The 19376-nt window shown below is 53.1% G+C and carries 15 protein-coding genes and 1 pseudogene; 4 read left to right on the top strand and 12 right to left on the bottom strand.

The window, feature by feature from the left end; translation table 11 throughout:
* Positions 1 to 121 precede the first annotated feature (121 nt).
* Positions 122 to 1573, bottom strand: coding sequence for a sugar transferase (locus IKB43_07760; protein MBR2470027.1), 1452 nt, complete (start codon positions 1571 to 1573; stop codon positions 122 to 124).
* A gap of 41 nt (positions 1574 to 1614) precedes the next feature.
* Positions 1615 to 2904 carry a homoserine dehydrogenase gene (locus IKB43_07755; GenBank protein ID MBR2470026.1) on the bottom strand — a complete coding sequence of 430 codons (1290 nt, stop codon included), beginning with the start codon at positions 2902 to 2904 and terminating at the stop codon, positions 1615 to 1617.
* A gap of 200 nt (positions 2905 to 3104) precedes the next feature.
* Between IKB43_07755 and IKB43_07750 the strand changes: the two genes are divergently transcribed.
* Together IKB43_07750 and IKB43_07745 are read left to right on the top strand one after the other, a co-directional pair.
* Positions 3105 to 4277 (top strand): sugar transferase, encoded by a 1173-nt coding sequence (locus IKB43_07750; protein ID MBR2470025.1) that lies wholly within the window; start codon positions 3105 to 3107, stop codon positions 4275 to 4277.
* A gap of 248 nt (positions 4278 to 4525) precedes the next feature.
* Entirely contained in the window at positions 4526 to 5416 is an 891-nt protein-coding gene (locus IKB43_07745; GenBank protein MBR2470024.1) for a DUF58 domain-containing protein, read from the top strand.
* Positions 5417 to 5552: 136 nt separating this feature from the next.
* Here the strand turns inward: IKB43_07745 and IKB43_07740 are convergent, their stop codons facing one another.
* The 4 genes from IKB43_07740 to IKB43_07725 all read right to left on the bottom strand — a co-directional run bounded on the left by IKB43_07740 (position 5553) and on the right by IKB43_07725 (position 11640).
* Positions 5553 to 7550 carry a GTP-binding protein gene (locus IKB43_07740; GenBank protein ID MBR2470023.1) on the bottom strand — a complete coding sequence of 666 codons (1998 nt, stop codon included), beginning with the start codon at positions 7548 to 7550 and terminating at the stop codon, positions 5553 to 5555.
* A 4-nt stretch (positions 7551 to 7554) separates the two neighbouring features.
* A complete protein-coding gene (locus tag IKB43_07735) occupies positions 7555 to 7908 on the bottom strand; it encodes a hypothetical protein (GenBank protein ID MBR2470022.1) in 354 nt (117 codons plus the stop codon).
* A gap of 124 nt (positions 7909 to 8032) precedes the next feature.
* Positions 8033 to 9415, bottom strand: coding sequence for a hypothetical protein (locus IKB43_07730; protein MBR2470021.1), 1383 nt, complete (start codon positions 9413 to 9415; stop codon positions 8033 to 8035).
* A 107-nt stretch (positions 9416 to 9522) separates the two neighbouring features.
* Positions 9523 to 11640, bottom strand: a complete 2118-nt coding sequence (locus tag IKB43_07725) for a glutamine synthetase III (GenBank protein ID MBR2470020.1) — start codon at positions 11638 to 11640, stop codon at positions 9523 to 9525.
* 172 nt (positions 11641 to 11812) lie between these two features.
* Here IKB43_07725 and IKB43_07720 point away from each other — a divergent pair, with 172 nt between their 5' ends.
* Positions 11813 to 12958: a sigma-54-dependent Fis family transcriptional regulator gene (locus IKB43_07720; protein ID MBR2470019.1), complete on the top strand. Its 1146-nt coding sequence runs from the start codon at positions 11813 to 11815 to the stop codon at positions 12956 to 12958.
* Complete coding sequence (locus IKB43_07715) at positions 12955 to 13779, top strand: methyltransferase domain-containing protein (GenBank protein ID MBR2470018.1); 825 nt, start codon at positions 12955 to 12957, stop codon at positions 13777 to 13779. The genes IKB43_07720 and IKB43_07715 overlap by 4 nt, the downstream gene beginning before the upstream one ends.
* Positions 13780 to 13788: 9 nt before the next feature.
* On the opposite strand, the gene IKB43_07710 is transcribed toward IKB43_07715, so the two are convergent.
* From IKB43_07710 to IKB43_07685, 6 genes and pseudogenes are all read right to left on the bottom strand, one after another.
* Complete coding sequence (locus IKB43_07710) at positions 13789 to 14994, bottom strand: hypothetical protein (protein MBR2470017.1); 1206 nt, start codon at positions 14992 to 14994, stop codon at positions 13789 to 13791.
* Positions 14995 to 15203: 209 nt separating this feature from the next.
* A pseudogene (gene rpsA, locus IKB43_07705) lies at positions 15204 to 16997 on the bottom strand (30S ribosomal protein S1).
* A 35-nt stretch (positions 16998 to 17032) separates the two neighbouring features.
* On the bottom strand, positions 17033 to 17704 hold the full coding sequence (locus IKB43_07700; protein ID MBR2470016.1) for a (d)CMP kinase: 672 nt from the start codon (positions 17702 to 17704) through the stop codon (positions 17033 to 17035).
* A 60-nt stretch (positions 17705 to 17764) separates the two neighbouring features.
* Positions 17765 to 18016 (bottom strand): hypothetical protein, encoded by a 252-nt coding sequence (locus tag IKB43_07695; protein MBR2470015.1) that lies wholly within the window; start codon positions 18014 to 18016, stop codon positions 17765 to 17767.
* A 176-nt stretch (positions 18017 to 18192) separates the two neighbouring features.
* Positions 18193 to 18720 carry a hypothetical protein gene (locus IKB43_07690; protein ID MBR2470014.1) on the bottom strand — a complete coding sequence of 176 codons (528 nt, stop codon included), beginning with the start codon at positions 18718 to 18720 and terminating at the stop codon, positions 18193 to 18195.
* Positions 18707 to 19376, bottom strand: a 670-nt coding sequence (locus tag IKB43_07685) for a hypothetical protein (GenBank protein MBR2470013.1), incomplete at its 5' end; no start/stop codon positions are given. The genes IKB43_07685 and IKB43_07690, both read right to left, overlap by 14 nt.

Here is a 19376-nt window from a genome sequence, read left to right as displayed (position 1 = left end):
TTACTAGAGCGGCTTCGCCGCATTATTTAATGTCGAAAAGTCACTAGAACATGGTTATTAGATACCAGAAACATCTATGTTAAGACTATCTAGTAACTAGTAACTCAGAACTATTAACTCATCATTGTGCTCCTTTTCCGGTCAAAACCACATAGACCGTCCGCACGAGAATCTGGAAATCCAGAAGCAGGCTCATGTTCTCGTAATAATACATATCGTACTGCAGCTTGATTTGAACATCCTCAATACTATTGTCATAATGGTGGCGCACCTGGGCCCAGCCGGTAAGACCGGGTTTCATCTTCAGGCGTCCAATATAAAAGGGAATCTGCTCACGGAGCTTGCCAATGAATACGGCACGTTCGGGACGAGGCCCCACCATACTCATGTCGCCCTTCAGTACACACAAAATCTGCGGTAGTTCATCAATGCGGGTCTTGCGCAAGAAATGCCCCACACGGGTAATGCGAGGGTCCTTCTTGGTGGCCCACTGAGCCCCGAACTTTTCGGCATCGGTGCGCATGGTGCGGAACTTGTAAACCGTAAAGGGCTTACCGTACAGGCCGATGCGTTCCTGGGAATAAAAAATGGGGCCGTGGTCATCCAGCTTGATGGCGATGGCCGCCAACAGGCACACCGGCAAGGAGCAAAGTCCGATAATTCCACCAATAACAATATCCAGGAATCTCTTGATCTGTACCTGCCAGGGCGGCATGGCTAAGGGGAAAAGTTCCTGCAGTTCGAACCCGTGGACCAGGTTACTCTTGAACCGGCCATTGACGGCAGGGTAAAGCTCAGGCACAATGTAGATATGCAAGGGAAGTTCGCAAACCCATACCAGCACACGCATGATTTCTTGCGGAGAAGAGCTGTCATGAGCGATAATGATTCCCGAAATGCCCAACTTCTTGACCAATGTGGGCAAATCCGAATACTTGCCAAGAACCGGAACATCGCAAAAATGATGGTCCATCACCTGATAGCGTTCATCAACAAACCCCACCACCTGCTGACCAACCTCAGGAGCTTTTTTCAAAGCTTCTGCAATATTCTTACCGGATTCCGTACAGCCAAGGACCAGCACCTTGTTCGCCCCATAGCCCCGACGGAGCAACGACCTTAGCCCAAGGTACAGCACCATGCGGAACGCAGCGACCAGCACCAATACAAAGACACCATAGACCAAGATCCAGGTAAAGCGGGAACCATAGATGTAGTTGCCAGTCAGGGGAGCACCGGCGGCCACCTTGCCCATAAACTCAGAGCCAAACAGCCCGACAATAATCAGGACCACACCTACAAAAACGGCCCGCAACACCCGCAAGACCTGCAAAGTTCTGGACTGTAAAAGCCACGTGCGGTACAGCCCCGTAAAGGTAAACCAGAACAGCCAGCAGATATTCAGGGCACACCCGATATGCCAGTAGGCATCCAGGGTCTTGGAAGGGTCGAACTTTTCGGCAATCCAGCCGCTATGGAACTGGACCCAGTACGCCAGGACAAAGCAGATTGTCAGGGCGAGAAAGTCCGAAAGGAGAAGGAGCACCCTTTCCAATGTGGCGGCACGAATCATACAGGCCTAATCTACAAAATGGTCCGTCCAGAAACCAATTTTTAGACCAGGAAACGGATAACCTGGCTCTTTTCCACGATTTCGGGCAGGGCGTCGATAGCCTCCACCGCCTTCGAGGCCTTGCTGTCCTGGGTCTTTTCGGTAATGACCACAATGGAAACCTTGCCTGGGTCCTTCACATTCTTCTGGATGATGGTCTCAATGGAGATGTTGTTATCGGCGAGGATGCTTGTAATCTTCGCCAGCACACCGCAGGCGTCACGGGAGGTGAAGCGCAGGTAGTAGCGGGAAGACGTTTCCGAAATAGGCACCAGCGTGGCGGAATTTTCCACATTGAACCAGCCCATGGGGAGCGCCCTGCGGCTGCCCATGTCCACAGAGCGGGCCAAGGACACCAGGTCCGCCACCACGGCAGAGGCCGTCGGGAGGCGGCCAGCACCGGCACCGGTCTGCACCGTTTCGCCCAGGTTATCGCACTTGAGGTAGACAGCGTTAATCACGCCGTTCACGTTGGAAAGCAGGTTTTCGTTAGAGACAAAGCAGGGATGCACACGGGCGTCCACACGGTCGCCATCCCGATGATAGATGCCGAGGAGCTTAACACAGCAACCGATTTCCTTGGCAAAGGCGATATCCTGGGCGGTAATCTTGGAAATACCCGTCACATGAATCTTTTCAAAATCCACCCGCTTGCCGCTGCAGAGGCTTGCAAGCAGGGCCGTCTTGTGGGCGGAGTCGATACCTTCGATGTCGAAGGTGGGGTCCGCTTCGGCAAAGCCGAGCTTCTGGGCGTCCTTCAGCACCACGTCAAAGTCCAGGCCTTCGTCGGCCATACGGCTAAGGATGTAATTGCAGGTGCCGTTGATGATGCAGCTCAGGCTTTCTACCGTAGAGCCCAGCAGGCCTTCCTGCAGGCTGCGGATAATGGGAATGCCTCCACCTACGGCAGCTTCGAACAGCACATGCAGTCCGTTCTTGGCGGCCAGGGGGAAAATCTCGTGACCATACTTGGCGAGAAGAGCCTTGTTGGCGGTCACCACGTGCTTGCCGCTTTCGAGGGCAGCCAGAATCCACTTGCGGGGCATGTTGTAGCCACCGGCCAGTTCCACCAGCACATCGATGTCGTTGCCGGCAATCATTTCGTCGGCGTTGGTCGAAACCTTGTAACCCTTCGCCTTGTAGGGGGCCACTTCTTCTTCGGACTTGGCGCAAATGCAGGCCAGTTCCAGTTCCACACCGAGCTTTTCCTTGTACTCGGCAATTTTCTGCTCCAGAATCTGGATAACTCCGCCACCGACGGTTCCCGTTCCAATAAGACCAATACGCAACATAAGGCGTCTCCATTTTGAATTTTACGGCGGTAAATGTAGAAAAAAGGAGTTATGTCCGAAATTAGTTACTAGTTACTAGTTACTAGTTAGAGATGAATTTCTAAGCAAATAGCATCTTATTCCTAAATCCTAGTAACTAGTAACTTTGAACTCTTAACTCAATATAGTTCCAAGCTTTCCTATTTGCTATATTTACTCCCATGGAACAGGGATCGGTAAATCCAGCCATTGACTCCATACTCACGGAGCAGAGGCTAAAGAACATCGTCTATCCGGCCAGGCTTTTCCGGGCCAGGCTGAACGAGGAGTTCCTGCGGGCAAACCGCACCCGCAAGCCCTTCATCTTTGTCCAGATTTACGCCCACCAGTTCGACCTGCTGGGCTGGGCATGGCCGAACCAAACCGTAGAGCAGACCTGGCGAATCAGCCTGCTTACCATGTTCTCCCACCTCCGGTTCATCGATGTCATCGGCTACCTTTCCGACGGCAACGGCATCGGGGTCATCCTGCTGAATTCGGACCTTTCCACCCTGGAGAATATTCGAAAAGAGATCCTTCACAGGCTAAACGACGCGGGCCTTATCCAGAACCTGCGGCACAAGCCCAAGAAGCCCATCTTCAAGGCCTACCTCTATACCGGCCTCCAAGAAAAGGACAACTTGGAACTGGCCGACACCATCAAGGAATTCAACAGCACCAACGGCAGTTTCTTCCGTGTTGACCGTCTGAACATGGACCACATCTGGCCCCACCCCCACAAGATTCGTTTTCGGCACATCATCAAGCGCTGCGTGGACTTTACAGGCGCCCTGCTGGGCCTGATTATCCTTTCGCCGGTACTTCTTTTCTGTGCCCTGGCCGTAAAAATCAGCGACCCCAAGGGGCCCATCATCTTCAAGCAGACCCGCGTAGGCAAGAACGGCTCGCTGTTCACCATGTACAAGTTCCGCAGCATGTACGTAGATGCCGAAGAACGAAAAAAAGATCTCATGGCCCTGAACGAGACCGGCGGCAAGACTTTCAAAATCAAGAACGACCCCCGCATCTACCCCTTCGGTCGTGTTCTCCGCAAGTTCAGCCTCGACGAACTGCCCCAGCTGGTGAACATCATCAACGGCGACATGTCCATCGTGGGCCCAAGGCCTCCCCTGCCCGAAGAGGTGGAAACCTACGAACCCTGGCATCGCATGCGCCTTTCCGTAACCCCCGGACTCACCTGCATCTGGCAGGTCAGCGGCCGCAGCAACATCAGCTTCGAAGGGCAGATGCGCCTGGACAACGACTACATCCGCCGTGGTGGCAAGCTGGCCGACGACTTCAAGCTCATCCTCAAGACCTTCAAGGTCGTTTTCAAGGGCGAAGGGGCGTATTAGTTAGTGGTTAGTGGTTAGTGATTAGTGGTTAGGATAGCGGGACTCAAGAAGTGTCATCCCGGGGGATTCCCTCTTTGTCATCCCCGACTTGGTCGGGGATCCGCTTGATGTGTCAATGGTTAGGGGAAAGCTTTCCCCTGGCTCGCACAACGCCAGCGTTGTTGCTCACCACCCCTTCTAGCGGGGGCTTTCCCCCCGCAACGCCCCCGTTTGCCTCACAGCCGTAAACTTTGTATATTGTGGGCGAAATGCTAGACAAAGAAGTTTTAAAGACCGTCAGCCGCATTGAGCTTTCTGTCCGCGGAACGCTGGACACCGTCATGACCGGTGCCTACCACAGTTCCTTCAAAGGGAACGGTATGGAATTCAGCGAAGTCCGGGAGTACATGCCGGGCGACGACGTGCGCACCATTGACTGGAACGTGACTGCCCGAACAGGCTCTCCTTACGTGAAAAAGTTCATCGAAGAACGCGAGATGACCATGCTCTTGATGGTGGACGCCTCCAGTTCCTCGGAATTCGGCTCCGGCAAGCAGATGAAGGGCGAAGTCATGGCGACTTTGACCGCACTTCTCGCCTTTGCCGCCATCAAGAACAACGACAAGGTGGGTCTGCTGATTTACACCGACCAGGTGGAACTGTTTATCCCGCCCGAGAAAGGCCGCAAGCACGTGCTGCGGCTTATCCGCGAAATCCTCTATTTCAAGCCGCAGCACCACGGCACCAACACCCAAGTGGCGCTGGAATATGCCGGCAAGATTCTGAACCGCCGTGCCGTGGTCGTGGTGATGAGCGACTTTCTGAACCAGGGCTTCGAAAACGCCTTCAAGATTCTGCGCAAGCGCCACGACGTGCTTGCGGTCTCCGTCGTTGACCCCCGGGAAACGGAACTGCCCCCCGCAGGACTCGTAGAACTGGAAGACCCCGAAACCGGAGAAACACTCCTCATCGATACCGGCGACGCCACCTTCCGGGAGGCTTTCGCCCGAGAGGCAAAGCGTCAGGGCAAGGCCACCAAGGAACTGTTCCAGCGCATGTCCATCGACTTTGTGCGCATCGAGACCCACGATGACTTCAAGGACACCGTGGCTCCGCTTATCGAGCATTTCAGGCGCCGGGCCAAGATGGCAAGAATGTAACGAATAGGGAGGGTTACACCCTCCCTAAAACCCTCCTTGCACAGACATAAACACAATGACTGTGCTATTCTTTTTGTCTGTGTTTACGTCTGTGGGCGCCGCTTGCGGCGCTTTTTAAGTATAAGGATAAGGAGGGCTACGCCTTCCCTATTTGCTTATACCCCAGCAACTTCATGCTGTAAAGGGCAGTGCCCTTGCTGATGCTCCGCACGCCGGTAGCATAGCCGAAAATTTTTCGCAGCGGGACTTCCGCCTTCAAAAAATGGGTCTTGCCGTCGCCGCCGATTTCTTTCACCTTGCCGTCCCGTGACTGGATATCACCGGTCACAAGACCTGCAAAGTTCACGGGGCATTCCAGAGAAAGCTCCATGATGGGCTCGTAAAGTTCCACATCGGCGGGCTTGATCAGCTTTGTAACTGCATCGGCGCAGGCCTTCTTGATCATAGGCGGGAGCGCTCCCTCGGTCCAGGTGAACTCGTGGACCTCAAAGCGCACGCCTACCAGCGCTCCCTTGCCGAGAATCCCGACTTCGGCAGATTCCAGCAGGGCCGAGCGGACACCGGCCAGAATCTCACGGGGAGCAGTCTCCAAAAATTCCGCAGAAAGACGTATATCATGGGCATCGCCTTCCAAAGGCGTCGCCGAAAGCTTGATAGAAATCTTGTGGGGCCCAAGCTGGAACGAATTTTCCACAGGACCCACCTCACGACATAAACGCTCTTGCCAGCGCACCTCGGGGCTTCCGGCCTTCACTTCGCAACCGAATTCCCGTTTCAGGCGCGAAAGCAGCACGTCCAACTGCACCTCGCCTACGGTATGCAAGTACCAGAAACCGCCGTCATCCTTCTGGACGCGGAAACTGGGGTCCATACGGCCAAGCATATTCAGGCTCTTGTCCACATGCAAAAAATCCTCGGAACCCAGGCACTCCACGCGGGTCTGCAAAAGGGGCTGATATTTGTCGCGGATGGAGGTTCGAGGCTCGGGGTTCGAGGTTCGAGGCTCGGGGTTCGTGCCTCGCGCCTCACTTCTCTCGTCTCTCGTCTCTCGTCTCTCGTCTAAATAAATCACCTCTCCCAGTTCCGTCTCGAAAGGGGTGCGCATAGCGTAAATATCGCCTGCGCGGATTTCATCTACAGGCACCAGCAGGTTCGCCTTCAGTCTCGAAAACTCAAAGCCAGCAGGCCACGCCTTGCGCTCCAAATCCGTGTGGCTGCGGAATATGGAAATCTCCCCCACGCCCTTGAAATACCGGAGGCGTATCACCTGACCCAGTTCGCCCTTGTCAAAGGCGGGCACCTCTGGCAAAAAGAAAGTCAGCGCCGTCGTGAGGCTTCGCACGCCAAAACCTTCCATGGCAGAGCCTGCGTAGCACAGGGCGTAATCGTCGCTTGCCGCCAGGGCTTTCAGCCCCCGCAAGAGAATCTTCGCCGGCACAGGCTTACCTTCCATGGCAAGCTTCAAAATCTCGTCGTCAAAATTGCTGGCAAATTCCACCGCCTCGGCGTAGTGCTTTTTCAGGTCGTGGGCCTGGTCCCAACCGTCATCCACGTTCCAGCCTTCGTCCACCACCTCTTCGCCGGTAGCGGAATGTTCCAGGCGGCTTTTGCTCAGCACGTCCAGCACGCCGGTCATCTTGCCGTCCCGATATTCCGGCAGCGTCATGAGCACCGGACGCACACCCAGAACCTCTTCGATGTTGATAAGGGTTTCGTCCAGGGAATAGTCGGGATTGTCCAGCTTGTTCACGAACAAAATCGTCCGAACGCCCGCCTCCCGAAGTTTCTTGAAAGCGGCCACCGTCTGGGTCTCTACACCGCTGGCGGCACTCACCACAAGAATCGCCCCTTCCACCGCCGTGAGGGCCGTGTCCACCTCGGCGCCAAAATCCACGTGACCCGGCGTATCGATAAAATTGAACCAGGTATCCTTCCACTCAAAGTGGGCCACGCCACTTTCGATAGTGATGCCCCTGTCCTTTTCTTCGGGCAGGTAGTCCATGGTGGCAAGGCCTTCTTCTACGCGGCCCGGACGACGCACCTCCCCTGCCGTGAACAGAATCCGTTCCGACAAGGTGGTCTTACCCGCATCCACATGGGCAAGGATGGCGATGTTCCGGACTGGCTGCGACATGGGCCTATTTCTTCAGTTGCGATTCCAGAAATTCCACACGGGCGGCCAAGTCCGCATAAAGCTTTTCCAGGGTTTCCAGACGGGCATCGTGCTCCCGGTCCTTGATGGACTGGCGGTGCAGTTCCGAATCCTGCTCCTCGTTCTTGGAGTCCACGGAATTCAGGCGGAAATCGTGTTCCGCGTCCTTTGCCACCTGGGCCTTGATCTTGAATTCCTGCTCCCGTTCCTTGCTGTAGAGGGAATCGATACGCAGGTCGTGCTCGTAATCCTTTTCGGCCTGGGCATCCAGGCGGGCGTCGTGCTCCTGGTCCTTTTTCACAAGTTCGGATATGCGTTTATCCCGTTCAGCATCTTGCATAAAGCCCCCTTGGTAGTAGTAGGGAAATGTAGTAATTAGAAGTGTGGGGCTCGTGGCACGAACAAAACAAAAGCCCGGGGTTCAGAGAACCTCGGGCGTGAATGTCCAAACGATACGGAATTAATTAGTCAAGAGCTTTCGCCAACTTGGGCAAGGTGGCGTCATCCATTACGCAACGGACAGAGGCATAGCGTGTTTTTGAATCGCCTCCATCGGCACCATTCCAATTAAAGTCTTCATATATGGTGACATTGTTTCCGTATGCTGTTCCAACTTCATCTGACGACCAGAAATACGCCCCAGAAATACGGCTTCCACTTGAATTATCTCGGAAATTAATTTCCAACATATTGAATCCGAATTCATCATTGCCATTATAGCCCTCACGCCATCCGCTTGTGGATCTGAGATTTTGTAAAGATTCTTTTGTTGTTGTTCCAGCTGCCGAAACAAGATTAATCCATTCGTCGCCACTCGCGGTATGCCAACCATCTGGACAAATACTACCGGCCGCATCTGTCCAAGTATAGGCTCTGCCATACAACGAGCACTCGGAATTATCTCCTGAATAACACCTAGTTGAGCCATTATCATACCGCAGGTTTTCGGCCATCCAAACAACCTTATCCGGTCCCATTAAGACTCTGTAGGCGTTGCCGTCTCTCTTGTCGACAACATAGACAAAATCTTCGTCTGTCGGATCGATATAGTAGTAGTTTTCGTCAACACAGGCCCAGTTTTGCTGGTGTGTATAAAGATTATCGCCACACTTGTCCTTGATTACTGTGCCAACGCAGGACTGAGTTTCGGGATCGTAGACAACGCCGCCACATTTGCTCACGCTGGAGTTAGCGCTAGACGGAGAGCTAGATTCAGTGCTGGAGGGAGAACTGCTTTCGGCACTGGACGGAGAGCTAGATTCAGTACTGGAGGGAGAACTGCTTTCGGCACTGGACGGAGAGCTAGATTCAGTACTGGAGGGAGAACTGCTTTCGGCACTAGACGGAGAGCTTCCTTCGCCGCCTTCATCACCTTCACTAGAGCCACCGTTTCCACCGTTACTCTTCTTGGAGCTACTAGAATTGTCGGTCTTGCAGCGGCGGCCAGTGCATTCTTCTTCGCTGGCGGAACTTTCGGGCTCTTCGCTGTCGCTGGACTCCACATCCTCGTCCGTCTTCTTACTACTGGAGGACTTGGGCTTAGCCGGCGTGGTGGGCTTCAGTAGGTCTTCCAGTTCTTCAAGTTTTCCCTTGATTTCGTCCTCGTCAAGGCCTTCCTTGAACTGTTCCACGGTGGCGGAGTCCGTAACTTCCACCCACTTATTCTCAAAGCAGGCGAAGTAGGTGTCGCCAGCCTTGGCCACTTCCATCTCGCAGGTGTCCGGAAGGGCTGTTTCTGTCTTGTAGGATGCGATGGCATTAGAGGCACCGCTGGTGCTTTCATCACAGGCGGTAAGGCACGCCACGGCCGTCAGGGCAATAGCCGATGTCCATAGTAGTTTTTTCATAGTTTTCTCCTTTTGAGGGGAATACCCCCCCCCCTCTAAATATAACAATGAATATAGAAAAAGGGGGGGGGCAGTGGACCTCGGGTGTTTTTTTGTACGTAAATGGTTTAGTAAATGAACAGCATTTCCCTGTACTTGGGCAGGGGCCAGCAGTCGTCGGGCACGATTTTTTCCAGGGCGTCCACCACGCCGCGAAGTTCCGCCATGGCGTCGAGAATATCCTCGTGGTCCTTCTCCAGGCAGGCTTCCATCTTGGCAATGGCGGCCATCAGTTTCGAAGAACCTTCGCCCAGAGCCTTGGCGTAACCATCCAAGCCAGGGAATCCTTGGTTCAGGGCCATTTCGTTTGTCTTGAGGGCATTGGAGTAAGAATCCACCACCTTGGGCAAAATCACGTTCTTTGCCAGGTCACGGGCGATTTCCCCTTCGATATGGATACGCTTGTGGAAATCCTCCACGTTCACTTCGTAGCGGGATTCCATCTCGCGACGGTTCATCACGCCGTATTTTTCGAACAGGGCCACATTCTCGTCTTTCACCAGGGCCTTCATGGCTTCCATGGAGGTCTTGATGTTGGGGAGTCCTCGACGTTCCGCTTCGGCAATCCATTCGTCGGTATAGCCGTTGCCGTTGAAGATTACGCGCTTGTGTTCCTTCACGATTTTCTGGAGAATCTTCTGCAGTCCCGTGTGGAAATTCTTCTCGTCCAATTTTTCCAGCTGTTCCGCAATCATGTCAAAAGCTTCGGCCACGATGGTGTTCAGCACCACGTTGGGTTCGGAACAGCTCTGGCTAGAGCCCGGAGCGCGGAATTCGAACTTGTTTCCCGTAAAGGCGAAGGGACTCGTGCGGTTACGGTCGGTAGCGTCCCGAGGGAGCGGCGGCAAGGCGTCTGCGCCAATCCGCATGGCACCCGCCTGCTTGCTGGACTTGGGCACGCCCTGTTCCAGCTGGTCGATGACATCCATCAGCTGGTCACCAAGGTAGATAGACATAATCGCCGGAGGTGCCTCGTTGGCCCCCAGACGATGGTCGTTACCCGCTCCCGCCACCGTCATGCGGAGCAGGTCGGCGTGGGTATCCACCGCATAAATCACGGCGCAGAGAGCCGTCAAGAAAACCGCATTCTGGTGCGGGTCCTTGCCGGGGTTCAGCAAGTTTCCATGACCATAAGTAATGCTCCAATTGTTGTGCTTGCCCGAACCGTTCACGCCGGCAAAGGGCTTCTCGTGGAGCAGGCAAACCAGCCCGTGCCTGTCTGCCACCTGACGGAGCACTTCCATAATCTGCATGTTGTGGTCGCAGGCCAGGTTCACCTCTTCAAAGATGGGAGCCAGTTCGAACTGGGCAGGAGCCACCTCGTTGTGGCGGGTCTTGGCCGGAATTCCAAGCTTCCACAGTTCCATTTCCACATCGTTCATAAAGTTCAAGATGCGGGTGGGAATGCTACCGAAGTAGTGGTCGTCCATCTGCTGGTGCTTGGCAGGTGTTGCCCCGAAGATAGTGCGCCCCGCCTGGTACAGGTCCGGCCGTTGCAGGTAAAAACGCTTGTCGATCAAGAAATATTCCTGCTCGGCGCCAAGAGTCACGGTGGTCTTCTTGGGGCTCGCCTTAAAACAGGTCATGAGCCTACGGGTGGACTTGGAAAGGGCCTGCAAGCTGCGGAGCAGGGGCGTTTTCTTGTCCAGGGCCTCGCCGGTATAGCTGCAGAACGCCGTGGGAATACAAAGGGTCGCACCGTTACCGTGGCGCTTGATAAAAGCGGGACTGGTGGGGTCCCAGGCGGTGTATCCCCGGGCCTCGAAGGTAGAGCGCAGGCCCCCGCTGGGGAAACTGGAGGCGTCCGGCTCCCCCACAATCAGGTTCTTGCCGCTGAACACCATGATGGGCTTGCCTTCTTCCAGTTCCAAGAAGGAATCGTGCTTTTCGGCGGTAGAGCCGGTAAGGGGCTGGAACCAGTGGGTAAAGTGGGTAGCTCCACGGTCCAGGGCCCAGCGCTTCATGGCATGGGCCACTTCGCTTGCGATGTTGGCGTCCAGGGGAGCGCCCTCGTCAATGGTGGCCAAAAGCTTTTCACAGGTTTCCTTGGAAAGGTAGTTCCGCATGGCCCGGGCATTGAACACGTCCTCGCCGAAATAGTCGATATTTGCCGGCGTGGCGGGCTTGATGGGGGTGGCAGGTGCCGAAGCGATATCGTTGACGGTATTCTTGCGGGTGCTGATCATAGTGCGTCCTTTTGTTTCGGGGCGAAAAATAGAAAGGAGAACGGTAGCTTTGCAGTGAAAAAATGGCAAATTTCAGGCCGTTTTCTTTACATTTTTGTAAAATTCATCACTATTATTACATATTTGTAAAGCACAGACAAAACAAACCGCCTAACAATCCTATATTTAGGCCATGGAATTCAACGCCCTGCAAACAGAAGCCCTGCGCCAAATCGACGACGCCCTGCACCATATCCGTGCCAAGGACCGCCTGAGGCAAAGGTTGCAAGAAATCATCGGCAACAATTTCGCCGCCGTCGAAACGGGGTACCAGAAGAAATTCCAGGAACTTCGGGACCTCATGGGCGGCACTCCCAGCGATCTCATCGGAAACACCCGCGCCATGCAAGAGGTGGAGCGGCAGGTGCGACAAATCGCAAGTAGCGACGCCGTGGTGCTTATCCGCGGGGCGGCAGGTACCGGCAAGGAACACACCGCAAGGACTTTGCACCGCATGTCCGAAAGGGCGAGCGGGCCCTTCGTCATCTTGAACTGCGATTCCCTGAACGCAGGCGAAGGATTCAACTCCCTGGAAAGCGAACTGTTCGGCTACGAAAGGGGCGCCTTCACTGGCGCCACCGCACGCCACCTGGGCAAGGCGGAGCAGGCAAACGGCGGCACCCTTTTTATAGACGAGGTCGGCTCCCTGCCCCTTGCCGCACAGACCAAGCTTTTGCAGTTCCTGCAAGACCGGCGCTTCAGCCGCCTGGGGAGCAACATTTTCCAAAACGCAAACATCCGGATTATCGCCAGCACCGGCAAGGACCTTGAAACCCTGATGCAGCAGGGGCTTTTCCGCGAAGACCTCTACTACCGCCTGAACATTTTCCAGATCAAGCTGCCGGAACTGTCCCAACGCAAAACGGACATTCTGCTTTTGGCAGACCATTTCATCGCCAAGATGAACCTGAAATACGGCAAGAAAATCCAGAGGCTCAGCACTCCCGCCATCGACATGCTCATGAGCTACCACTGGCCGGGCAACGTGCGTGAACTGGAAAACTGCATCGAGCACGCCTGCCTCGCCACCACAGACGTAAGCATCAACGCCTACGACCTTCCGCCCACATTGCAGACCGACGTTACCTCGGGCACGTCGCTCATTCCCGAAGGTCCGGCGTCGCTCTCCACGCTGCTCCGCTCCTACGAAAAAGAAATCCTGATGGAAGCCCTGCGCAAAAACAACGGGAACCTGAGCGCCGCCGGCCGCGACCTGCAGGTAAGCCCCCGCATGATGCATTACAAGGTGAACAAGTACGGCATCGAGGTCCAGGAATGAACAACGCTCGCGAAGTCCTGTCCAACCAAGACGGCCCTTTCAAGGATTTGGAAAAGCTGGTCCGCAAGTACGCCACCACCGAATACAAGAGGCCCATCGCCGACCACACCCGAAATGCCTTCGCCGACGCGGAACAGTTCATCGCTGACTTTTACATCAAAAGGTTCGCCCAGTCCGAAGGACCATCCTGCGCCGCCCCACAGCCTGTCATTCTGGATTCAGGATGCGGCACCGGCGAAAGCACACAACATCTGGCAAGGCGCTATCCGGACTATCCTGTCATCGGCATCGACAAGTCCGCCATCCGCCTGGACAAGGCGGGCAGAGCCTTCGACACCGGTCAGTCCCGCGGCACCGAGGCGCGAAACGGCGGCGCCAAGCAAGAAGCACCTAAAAACATTTTCTATGTCCGGGCGGAACTCATCGACTTTTGGCGGCTCGCTTTGGATAAAGTAACAAGTAAGCAGTGGGCCATTCCCTATCACGCCCTCTATTACCCCAACCCCTGGCCCAAGCAGAGCGAAGCAGGCAGGCGTTTCCACCTGCACCCCATATTCCCCACCCTGTTGCAGTTGGCGCAAGAAACGGAGTTGCGGACCAACTGGGAAATCTATGCTCGGGAATTTGAACTGGCGGCGGGTATAGTCAAGGAGATCCCCGGTCATACTTCGACTTCGCTCAGTACAGGCGCCGGGGATGACAATGTAGTAGTGAAATCCGTTAGCTGCGAAGTGTTCGAGCCTGAGCAGTCCATCACCGCCTTCGAACGCAAGTACAAAAATGCCCGCCAGCAGTTGTGGCGGGTCATGGTTCGTCGATAATCAAAAAAATTAATTCCGCTCTTCCAGCCACTTCACGAAGGTGGGCACGTTCTTGGTGAACTGCACCCGCACATGGGAGTCCTGCAAAATCAGGAATTCCGTGAGACCGTATTTCTTGTCTTCGGCGCCCCAGTCATAGGTATAGCCCAGACGGGTCCAGGGGTAGCCCGTTTTCTTGACGTAGGCCTTTGCACGGCTGTCGTCGAACCAGCGCTTGAACGAAAGTTTGAACTCCTTGTCGTAGGTGTAGTCGTCGAAACTTTCGTCAAACTTCAGCGTCATGGAATCCAGTTTTACGTCGGTCTGGTAAGCCGGACGCACCAGGTCTATGGGCTTCACCCACAAAGCAGAGAAATGGGTATACTTCGCGCTTGCACGAATTCCCAGCAGTTGCTTGAAGCGGACATCCCAATCCTTTACGCCAGCATTGTTCGACTTATACCAGGAATACAGTTCCTTTTCCGAAACTACCCATACTTCCTGCGACATGACCAACGTATCCGTATCGTAAATGTCAGGCCTATCGTGGAAGGTAATCACCAGCACATGGGTAGAATCCCTGTCCCAAGTCACTCCCTCCGACTCTGGCGTAACGGTGACCAGCGGGTAAATCTCTTCTTGTTTTGCCTCAGCGGCATCGGCAATAGCCGCCTCGTATTTCACCTGCAGCAAGGAATCCGAATCCATGCCCGTCGATACGGTCCGGCCTCTCGGCGTCACCACTTCGCAGTAGGGAATCATGTGGTAGCCGGTGGCCACCTTATGCTTCTCGAAAAATTCAATGAGCAGGTCGTCGTTCTGGGTAAACAGCTTGTCCCCTTCCACAAAGGAAACCACCGTCTTGCAGAATCCCGATTCCGGCACCACCAGGCCCGACGCCCCGTCCTTGCGGGTGGTATCCAGCACGAACTTGTGCTTGTCCTCGCCACAGGCGTATTCATAGTATTTCAGGGTTGCAACTCCAGGGCCCATCTCCTGCACAAAGAGGTTGTCCTGGTCTTCGCTATAGGCGGGTTTCACCAGCACCGTAGAATCTCCCAGCTGCATATACTGGGGGCTGGCCTCGCTGCAGTAAAAGGCGGGCTGCCTGAACACGCCGATAACACCCGACTTGTTCTTGAAAAATTCCGGGTCATCTACCTTGGGCCCACCAGCGCACCCCCAAAAAGAGAGGGCGACTGTCCCAACCAAAGCACTCAAAAAAATCTTTTTCATCACAGATACAAGATAGCTATTCAATGACATTCCCTTGACTATACATCCAATTCTAAATAAAAAGAAACCCCGCGGTTTTATCCGCGGGATTCCTTTAAGCGACTGGTTAGCGATAAGTCCCAGGTGTTTTCATTTTGCACGAAGCGCCATTATTTCACCTCAAAGCAAGCCATAGGCTTGCGAACTCATCACTCATAACCCACAACCAATTAGGCTTCTTCAGCCGGCTTTTCGGCAGCTTCGTCAGCAGCCTTCTCAGCCTTCTTCTTGGTGCTCTTCTTCTTGGGGGCGGCGGCTTCACCGATGGTGGTGCCAGATTCGCCCGGCTTGTGAGAATCCATCCAAGCCTTCAGCTCGGCGGATTCACGGTTCTTGAAGTAGTCCACCACAGAGAGGAAGATCTTGCGGTTGTTCTGGTCGATTTCGGTCACCACGGCCGGAACTTCGTCGCCAACCTTGAACGCATCGGCAGGAACCTTGATGTATTCAGCGGTGAGCTTGGAAACCGGGATGAAGCCTTCGATACCGTCGGCAAGTTCAACCACGACACCGCGGTCCAGCATGCGAACGATCTTGCCCTTCACTTCGGCGTCCACGGGGTATGTGGTTTCCACAGAATCCCACGGGTCTTCAGTGAGGTGCTTCATGGAAAGGCTAATGCGGCGCTTTTCCTTATCGACGGCCAGCACAACGCATTCCACCTTGTCACCCTTCTTGACCATTTCGTTGGGATGAGTGATCTTCTTGGTCCAGGACATGTCAGACACGTGGATGAGGCCATCAACACCTTCCTTGATTTCAACGAAGGCGCCGAAGGAAGCGATGTTGCGGATTTCACCAACCACGCGGGCACCCGGCGGAAGTTCAGTTTCGATAGAATCCCACGGATCGCTTTCCAGCTGCTTCATGCCGAGAGAGATACGTTCAGCATCTTCTTCGACCTTGAGCACCACGGCTTCCACTTCCTGACCAACGGTGAGGATTTTGGACGGGTGCTTGACGTGCTGGGTCCAGGACATTTCGGAAACGTGGATGAGGCCTTCGACGCCGCTATCCAGTTCAACGAATGCACCGTAATCGGTAATGGAAACAACCTTACCCTTGACGATAGCGCCTTCGGGATAACGTTCAGCGATATCCTTCCACGGATGGGGCTTAAGCTGCTTCATGCCCAGAGAAATGCGTTCCTTCTTGTCGTTGAAGTCGAGAACCATAACTTCGACTTCCTGGCCGAGCTGGAGCAATTCGGTCGGGTGGTTGATGCGCTTGTAGCTCATGTCGGTGATGTGGAGGAGGCCATCTACGCCGCCCAGGTCAATGAATGCTCCGAAGTCGGTGATGTTCTTGACGATACCCTTGCGGACCTGACCCTTCTCGAGAGTTTCGAGAACGTCGCCACGCTGCTTGTTGCGTTCTTCTTCGAGAACCACACGGCGAGAAACGACGATGTTGCGGCGGGCCTTGTTGACCTTGATAACCTTGAGGTCGAATTCCTGACCGATGAGGGCGTTGATGTCCGGGATCTGACGGAGGTCGATCTGGGAACCCGGCAAGAAGGCGTCGATGCCGAACAGGTCGACAACCACACCGCCCTTGATACGCTTGGTGAGCGTACCGCGCACGACTTCGTTGTTTTCGAAAGCGGCGTGGATGCGGTCCCACACGCGCACGAAGTCGGCCTTCTGCTTGGAGAGGATGAGACGTCCGTCTTCATCTTCCAGCTTTTCGACAAACACTTCGATTTCGGAACCGATTTCGAGGGAGTCCGTGTCCTTGAATTCAGCACGGTCAATGACACCTTCGGACTAGTAGTTCACGTCAATCAGCACTTCCTGGTCGTTCACCTGGCTAATCTTACCGGTAACGAGCTTGCCCTGTTCCAGGCAGTCCATGCCGGCGTAGATGTCGGCGTTAGCCTTGCGGAAGTCGGGGCTGCATTCGCCTTGGGCGGCGAGGATTTCAGCGAGATCTTCTTGAGTTCCGAATTTGAGATTTTGAGACATATTGTTTATTTGGGTTGTGGTTCAAAGGATTCAGGCTACGCCACTACACCTACGTAGTCGAGAATCTTTTGCACCTGTTGTTGGATTGAGATGTGTGTAGTGTCAATTTCGATAGCGTCGTCCGCCTTCTTGAGGGGGGCGTTTGCGCGGGAAGAGTCCAGCCGGTCCCGTTCTACCAAGTTGTGGAGGACTTCTTCGAGAGTCACTTTTTCGCCTTTTTCAAGGAGTTCCTTGTAGCGGCGCTCGGCGCGGACCTCTACGTCCGTCACCATGAAAAACTTGTACTTGGCATCGGGGAACACCACGGTTCCGATATCGCGGCCATCCAAGATGCAGCTCTGCTTCTTGCCGATTTCACGCTGCTGCCTGGTCATGGCGGCCCGGACCGACGGCAGGGCGCAGTAGATGCTCACGTTGTTCGACACCTTCATACCGCGGATTTCGCTTTCGCGGCACACCCCGTTAATCAAAATGTGATTTTCGGAGTCGAACCCCAGAGTCAGGTTAGAGAGCAACTTGTCCATGGCGGGGCCGTCCTCGGCAGGGAGTCCTGCGTCCAGGGCAGCTAACGTCACGGCGCGGTACATGGCGCCCGTGTCCAGATAGGTGATACCCAGGGTCTTGGCCACAATCTTAGCGGTGGTACTCTTGCCGGTACCCGAACCGCCATCCAGGGCTATCACGAAATTCTCGCCACTTTTGGTCATAAGTGGGGCGAAATATAGAAAAAAAGGCACTTTTGCTTATAACCTTTGCGATATTCTCATTCATTTTTGGATTAAATGCCAAAAATGGAGGAAACGCACAAAGTTCCAGGTCTTGTACTCCCTGATTTCGGTGCCGATGCCGGTGTAGTGCGTCACTTTGAGCGAATCCCAGCTTGCCGTGGTAGCCGACTTTGTCAGGAACGTCTTGGAGATGCGTCTGCCCAACCCGTCGTACATCATCGAAAGGCGGGCGGTGTCGCTGGAACTTCCCGTATTCTTCTGCGGAGGATATTGTGTGAACTCGATAGGCATACCTCTCCAAGCATAGGAAATTTTCAGACTTTTGGAGTTGCACAAAGCGCAATACACTACGATTCGGCAATAAAAATGCACAAGTGCATTTTTTGAGATTCTCACCTTTCAAGTAATTGTCTTCCGTCAAATTACCCTCGGAATTGTACACAAAGTCGCCCAATAGTTGCAGTTTGCTAGTGAAGGCGCAGTTCTTGTTTTACGTTTCTTTTTTTTGAGTGTTCAGCAAATACAGAATCCTTATAGGATCTCTTTATCAAAGAATCTCCATCAAATAAGCTTTCAATATAAGCATAATAAAATGAATCTCGCACTAGAGTATCAAAAATTACAATTTTTTCCACTCGTTTGTTCTGCTCCAAATAAAGAATTTCTTTTTTTAAATCTAAAGAAGCATCGTGTTTCTTAAAATATTTAAAGGTTTTACAGCTTAAGGCATATATTGTTTTTAAAAAATCTTCTGGTCTAATTTTTAAAGATGAAATAGGTTGTACACCAATGGTAAATTTATAAAGAAAACTTGAATCAGAAAAACACGAAACACTATACACTGAGTACATTCCGCAATCATATTCAACTTCTTTCAAAAGACTTGATGTTTGTCCCGTTGTATCATAATCAGAATAACGGCAAGCCACATTCTTTTGAGCAAAACAGAGGCTTGTCAAAAAAAAAATTATCAAATATGTTTTACTCATCATCATAAACCCCCATCTCCTTTGCTGAATTGTAATCATCTAAGTAAATTTTATCTGGTTCGGGCTCATCAGCCATCTTCTTTAAGTTGTCCAAAAATTCCTTTTCTGTTTTTACATTTCCAACATCGTTATGACCAGCCTTCATATGAGTATATGGATGATTTAATTCATGACCTGCGGTAATGTAGGTTATAATGGACAGATCCGTGCCATCTGCATTCTTATCCACAGGAAAATACACATCATACGTCTTTTTAAAACCAGGTTTATTATGAGCACTAGGTTCAATTTTTGAAATTCTTACAGGTTTTATATTAAAATAACGATCAGGATCATCATGAGCTCTAGTCATGTTAAATTTTAATGTTTTACTACCATTAAAATTTGTTGATTTCATATACTCAAACAATTGATTGCCATAATCATTAAACACATTTCCATCCGGATCCACCCCGTTCACCGGATTCACGCCATTCCCGGCGTACAGATACGGGCTGCTGAATTGTCTCTTCGGGTCAACGGAAATCCACAACCCCAGCATTAAATCAAGATATCTTGCTCCCCAATAACCGAGCTCGATTTCATCATCCAGTTCTTTTCCAGTATAGTTTTCGGTAACTTTATCCGTTAATACTGTCAAGTCAATTTTTTCTCCGTAACTT

Source organism: Fibrobacter sp., assembly GCA_017503015.1.
Taxonomy (GTDB): domain Bacteria; phylum Fibrobacterota; class Fibrobacteria; order Fibrobacterales; family Fibrobacteraceae; genus Fibrobacter.
This window is presented reverse-complemented; position numbering and strand designations above follow the sequence as displayed.

Bases quoted from the DNA above. Each gene is read 5' to 3' on its own strand.
- IKB43_07760 (MBR2470027.1), bottom strand. From the start codon at position 1,573: ATGATTCGTGCCGCCACATTGGAAAGGGTGCTCCTTCTCCTTTCGGAC.
- IKB43_07755 (MBR2470026.1), bottom strand. From the start codon at position 2,904: ATGTTGCGTATTGGTCTTATTGGAACGGGAACCGTCGGTGGCGGAGTT.
- IKB43_07750 (MBR2470025.1), top strand. From the start codon at position 3,105: ATGGAACAGGGATCGGTAAATCCAGCCATTGACTCCATACTCACGGAG.
- IKB43_07745 (MBR2470024.1), top strand. From the start codon at position 4,526: ATGCTAGACAAAGAAGTTTTAAAGACCGTCAGCCGCATTGAGCTTTCT.
- IKB43_07740 (MBR2470023.1), bottom strand. From the start codon at position 7,550: ATGTCGCAGCCAGTCCGGAACATCGCCATCCTTGCCCATGTGGATGCG.
- IKB43_07735 (MBR2470022.1), bottom strand. From the start codon at position 7,908: ATGCAAGATGCTGAACGGGATAAACGCATATCCGAACTTGTGAAAAAG.
- IKB43_07730 (MBR2470021.1), bottom strand. From the start codon at position 9,415: ATGAAAAAACTACTATGGACATCGGCTATTGCCCTGACGGCCGTGGCG.
- IKB43_07725 (MBR2470020.1), bottom strand. From the start codon at position 11,640: ATGATCAGCACCCGCAAGAATACCGTCAACGATATCGCTTCGGCACCT.
- IKB43_07720 (MBR2470019.1), top strand. From the start codon at position 11,813: ATGGAATTCAACGCCCTGCAAACAGAAGCCCTGCGCCAAATCGACGAC.
- IKB43_07715 (MBR2470018.1), top strand. From the start codon at position 12,955: ATGAACAACGCTCGCGAAGTCCTGTCCAACCAAGACGGCCCTTTCAAG.
- IKB43_07710 (MBR2470017.1), bottom strand. From the start codon at position 14,994: ATGAAAAAGATTTTTTTGAGTGCTTTGGTTGGGACAGTCGCCCTCTCT.
- IKB43_07700 (MBR2470016.1), bottom strand. From the start codon at position 17,704: ATGACCAAAAGTGGCGAGAATTTCGTGATAGCCCTGGATGGCGGTTCG.
- IKB43_07695 (MBR2470015.1), bottom strand. From the start codon at position 18,016: ATGCCTATCGAGTTCACACAATATCCTCCGCAGAAGAATACGGGAAGT.
- IKB43_07690 (MBR2470014.1), bottom strand. From the start codon at position 18,720: ATGATGATGAGTAAAACATATTTGATAATTTTTTTTTTGACAAGCCTC.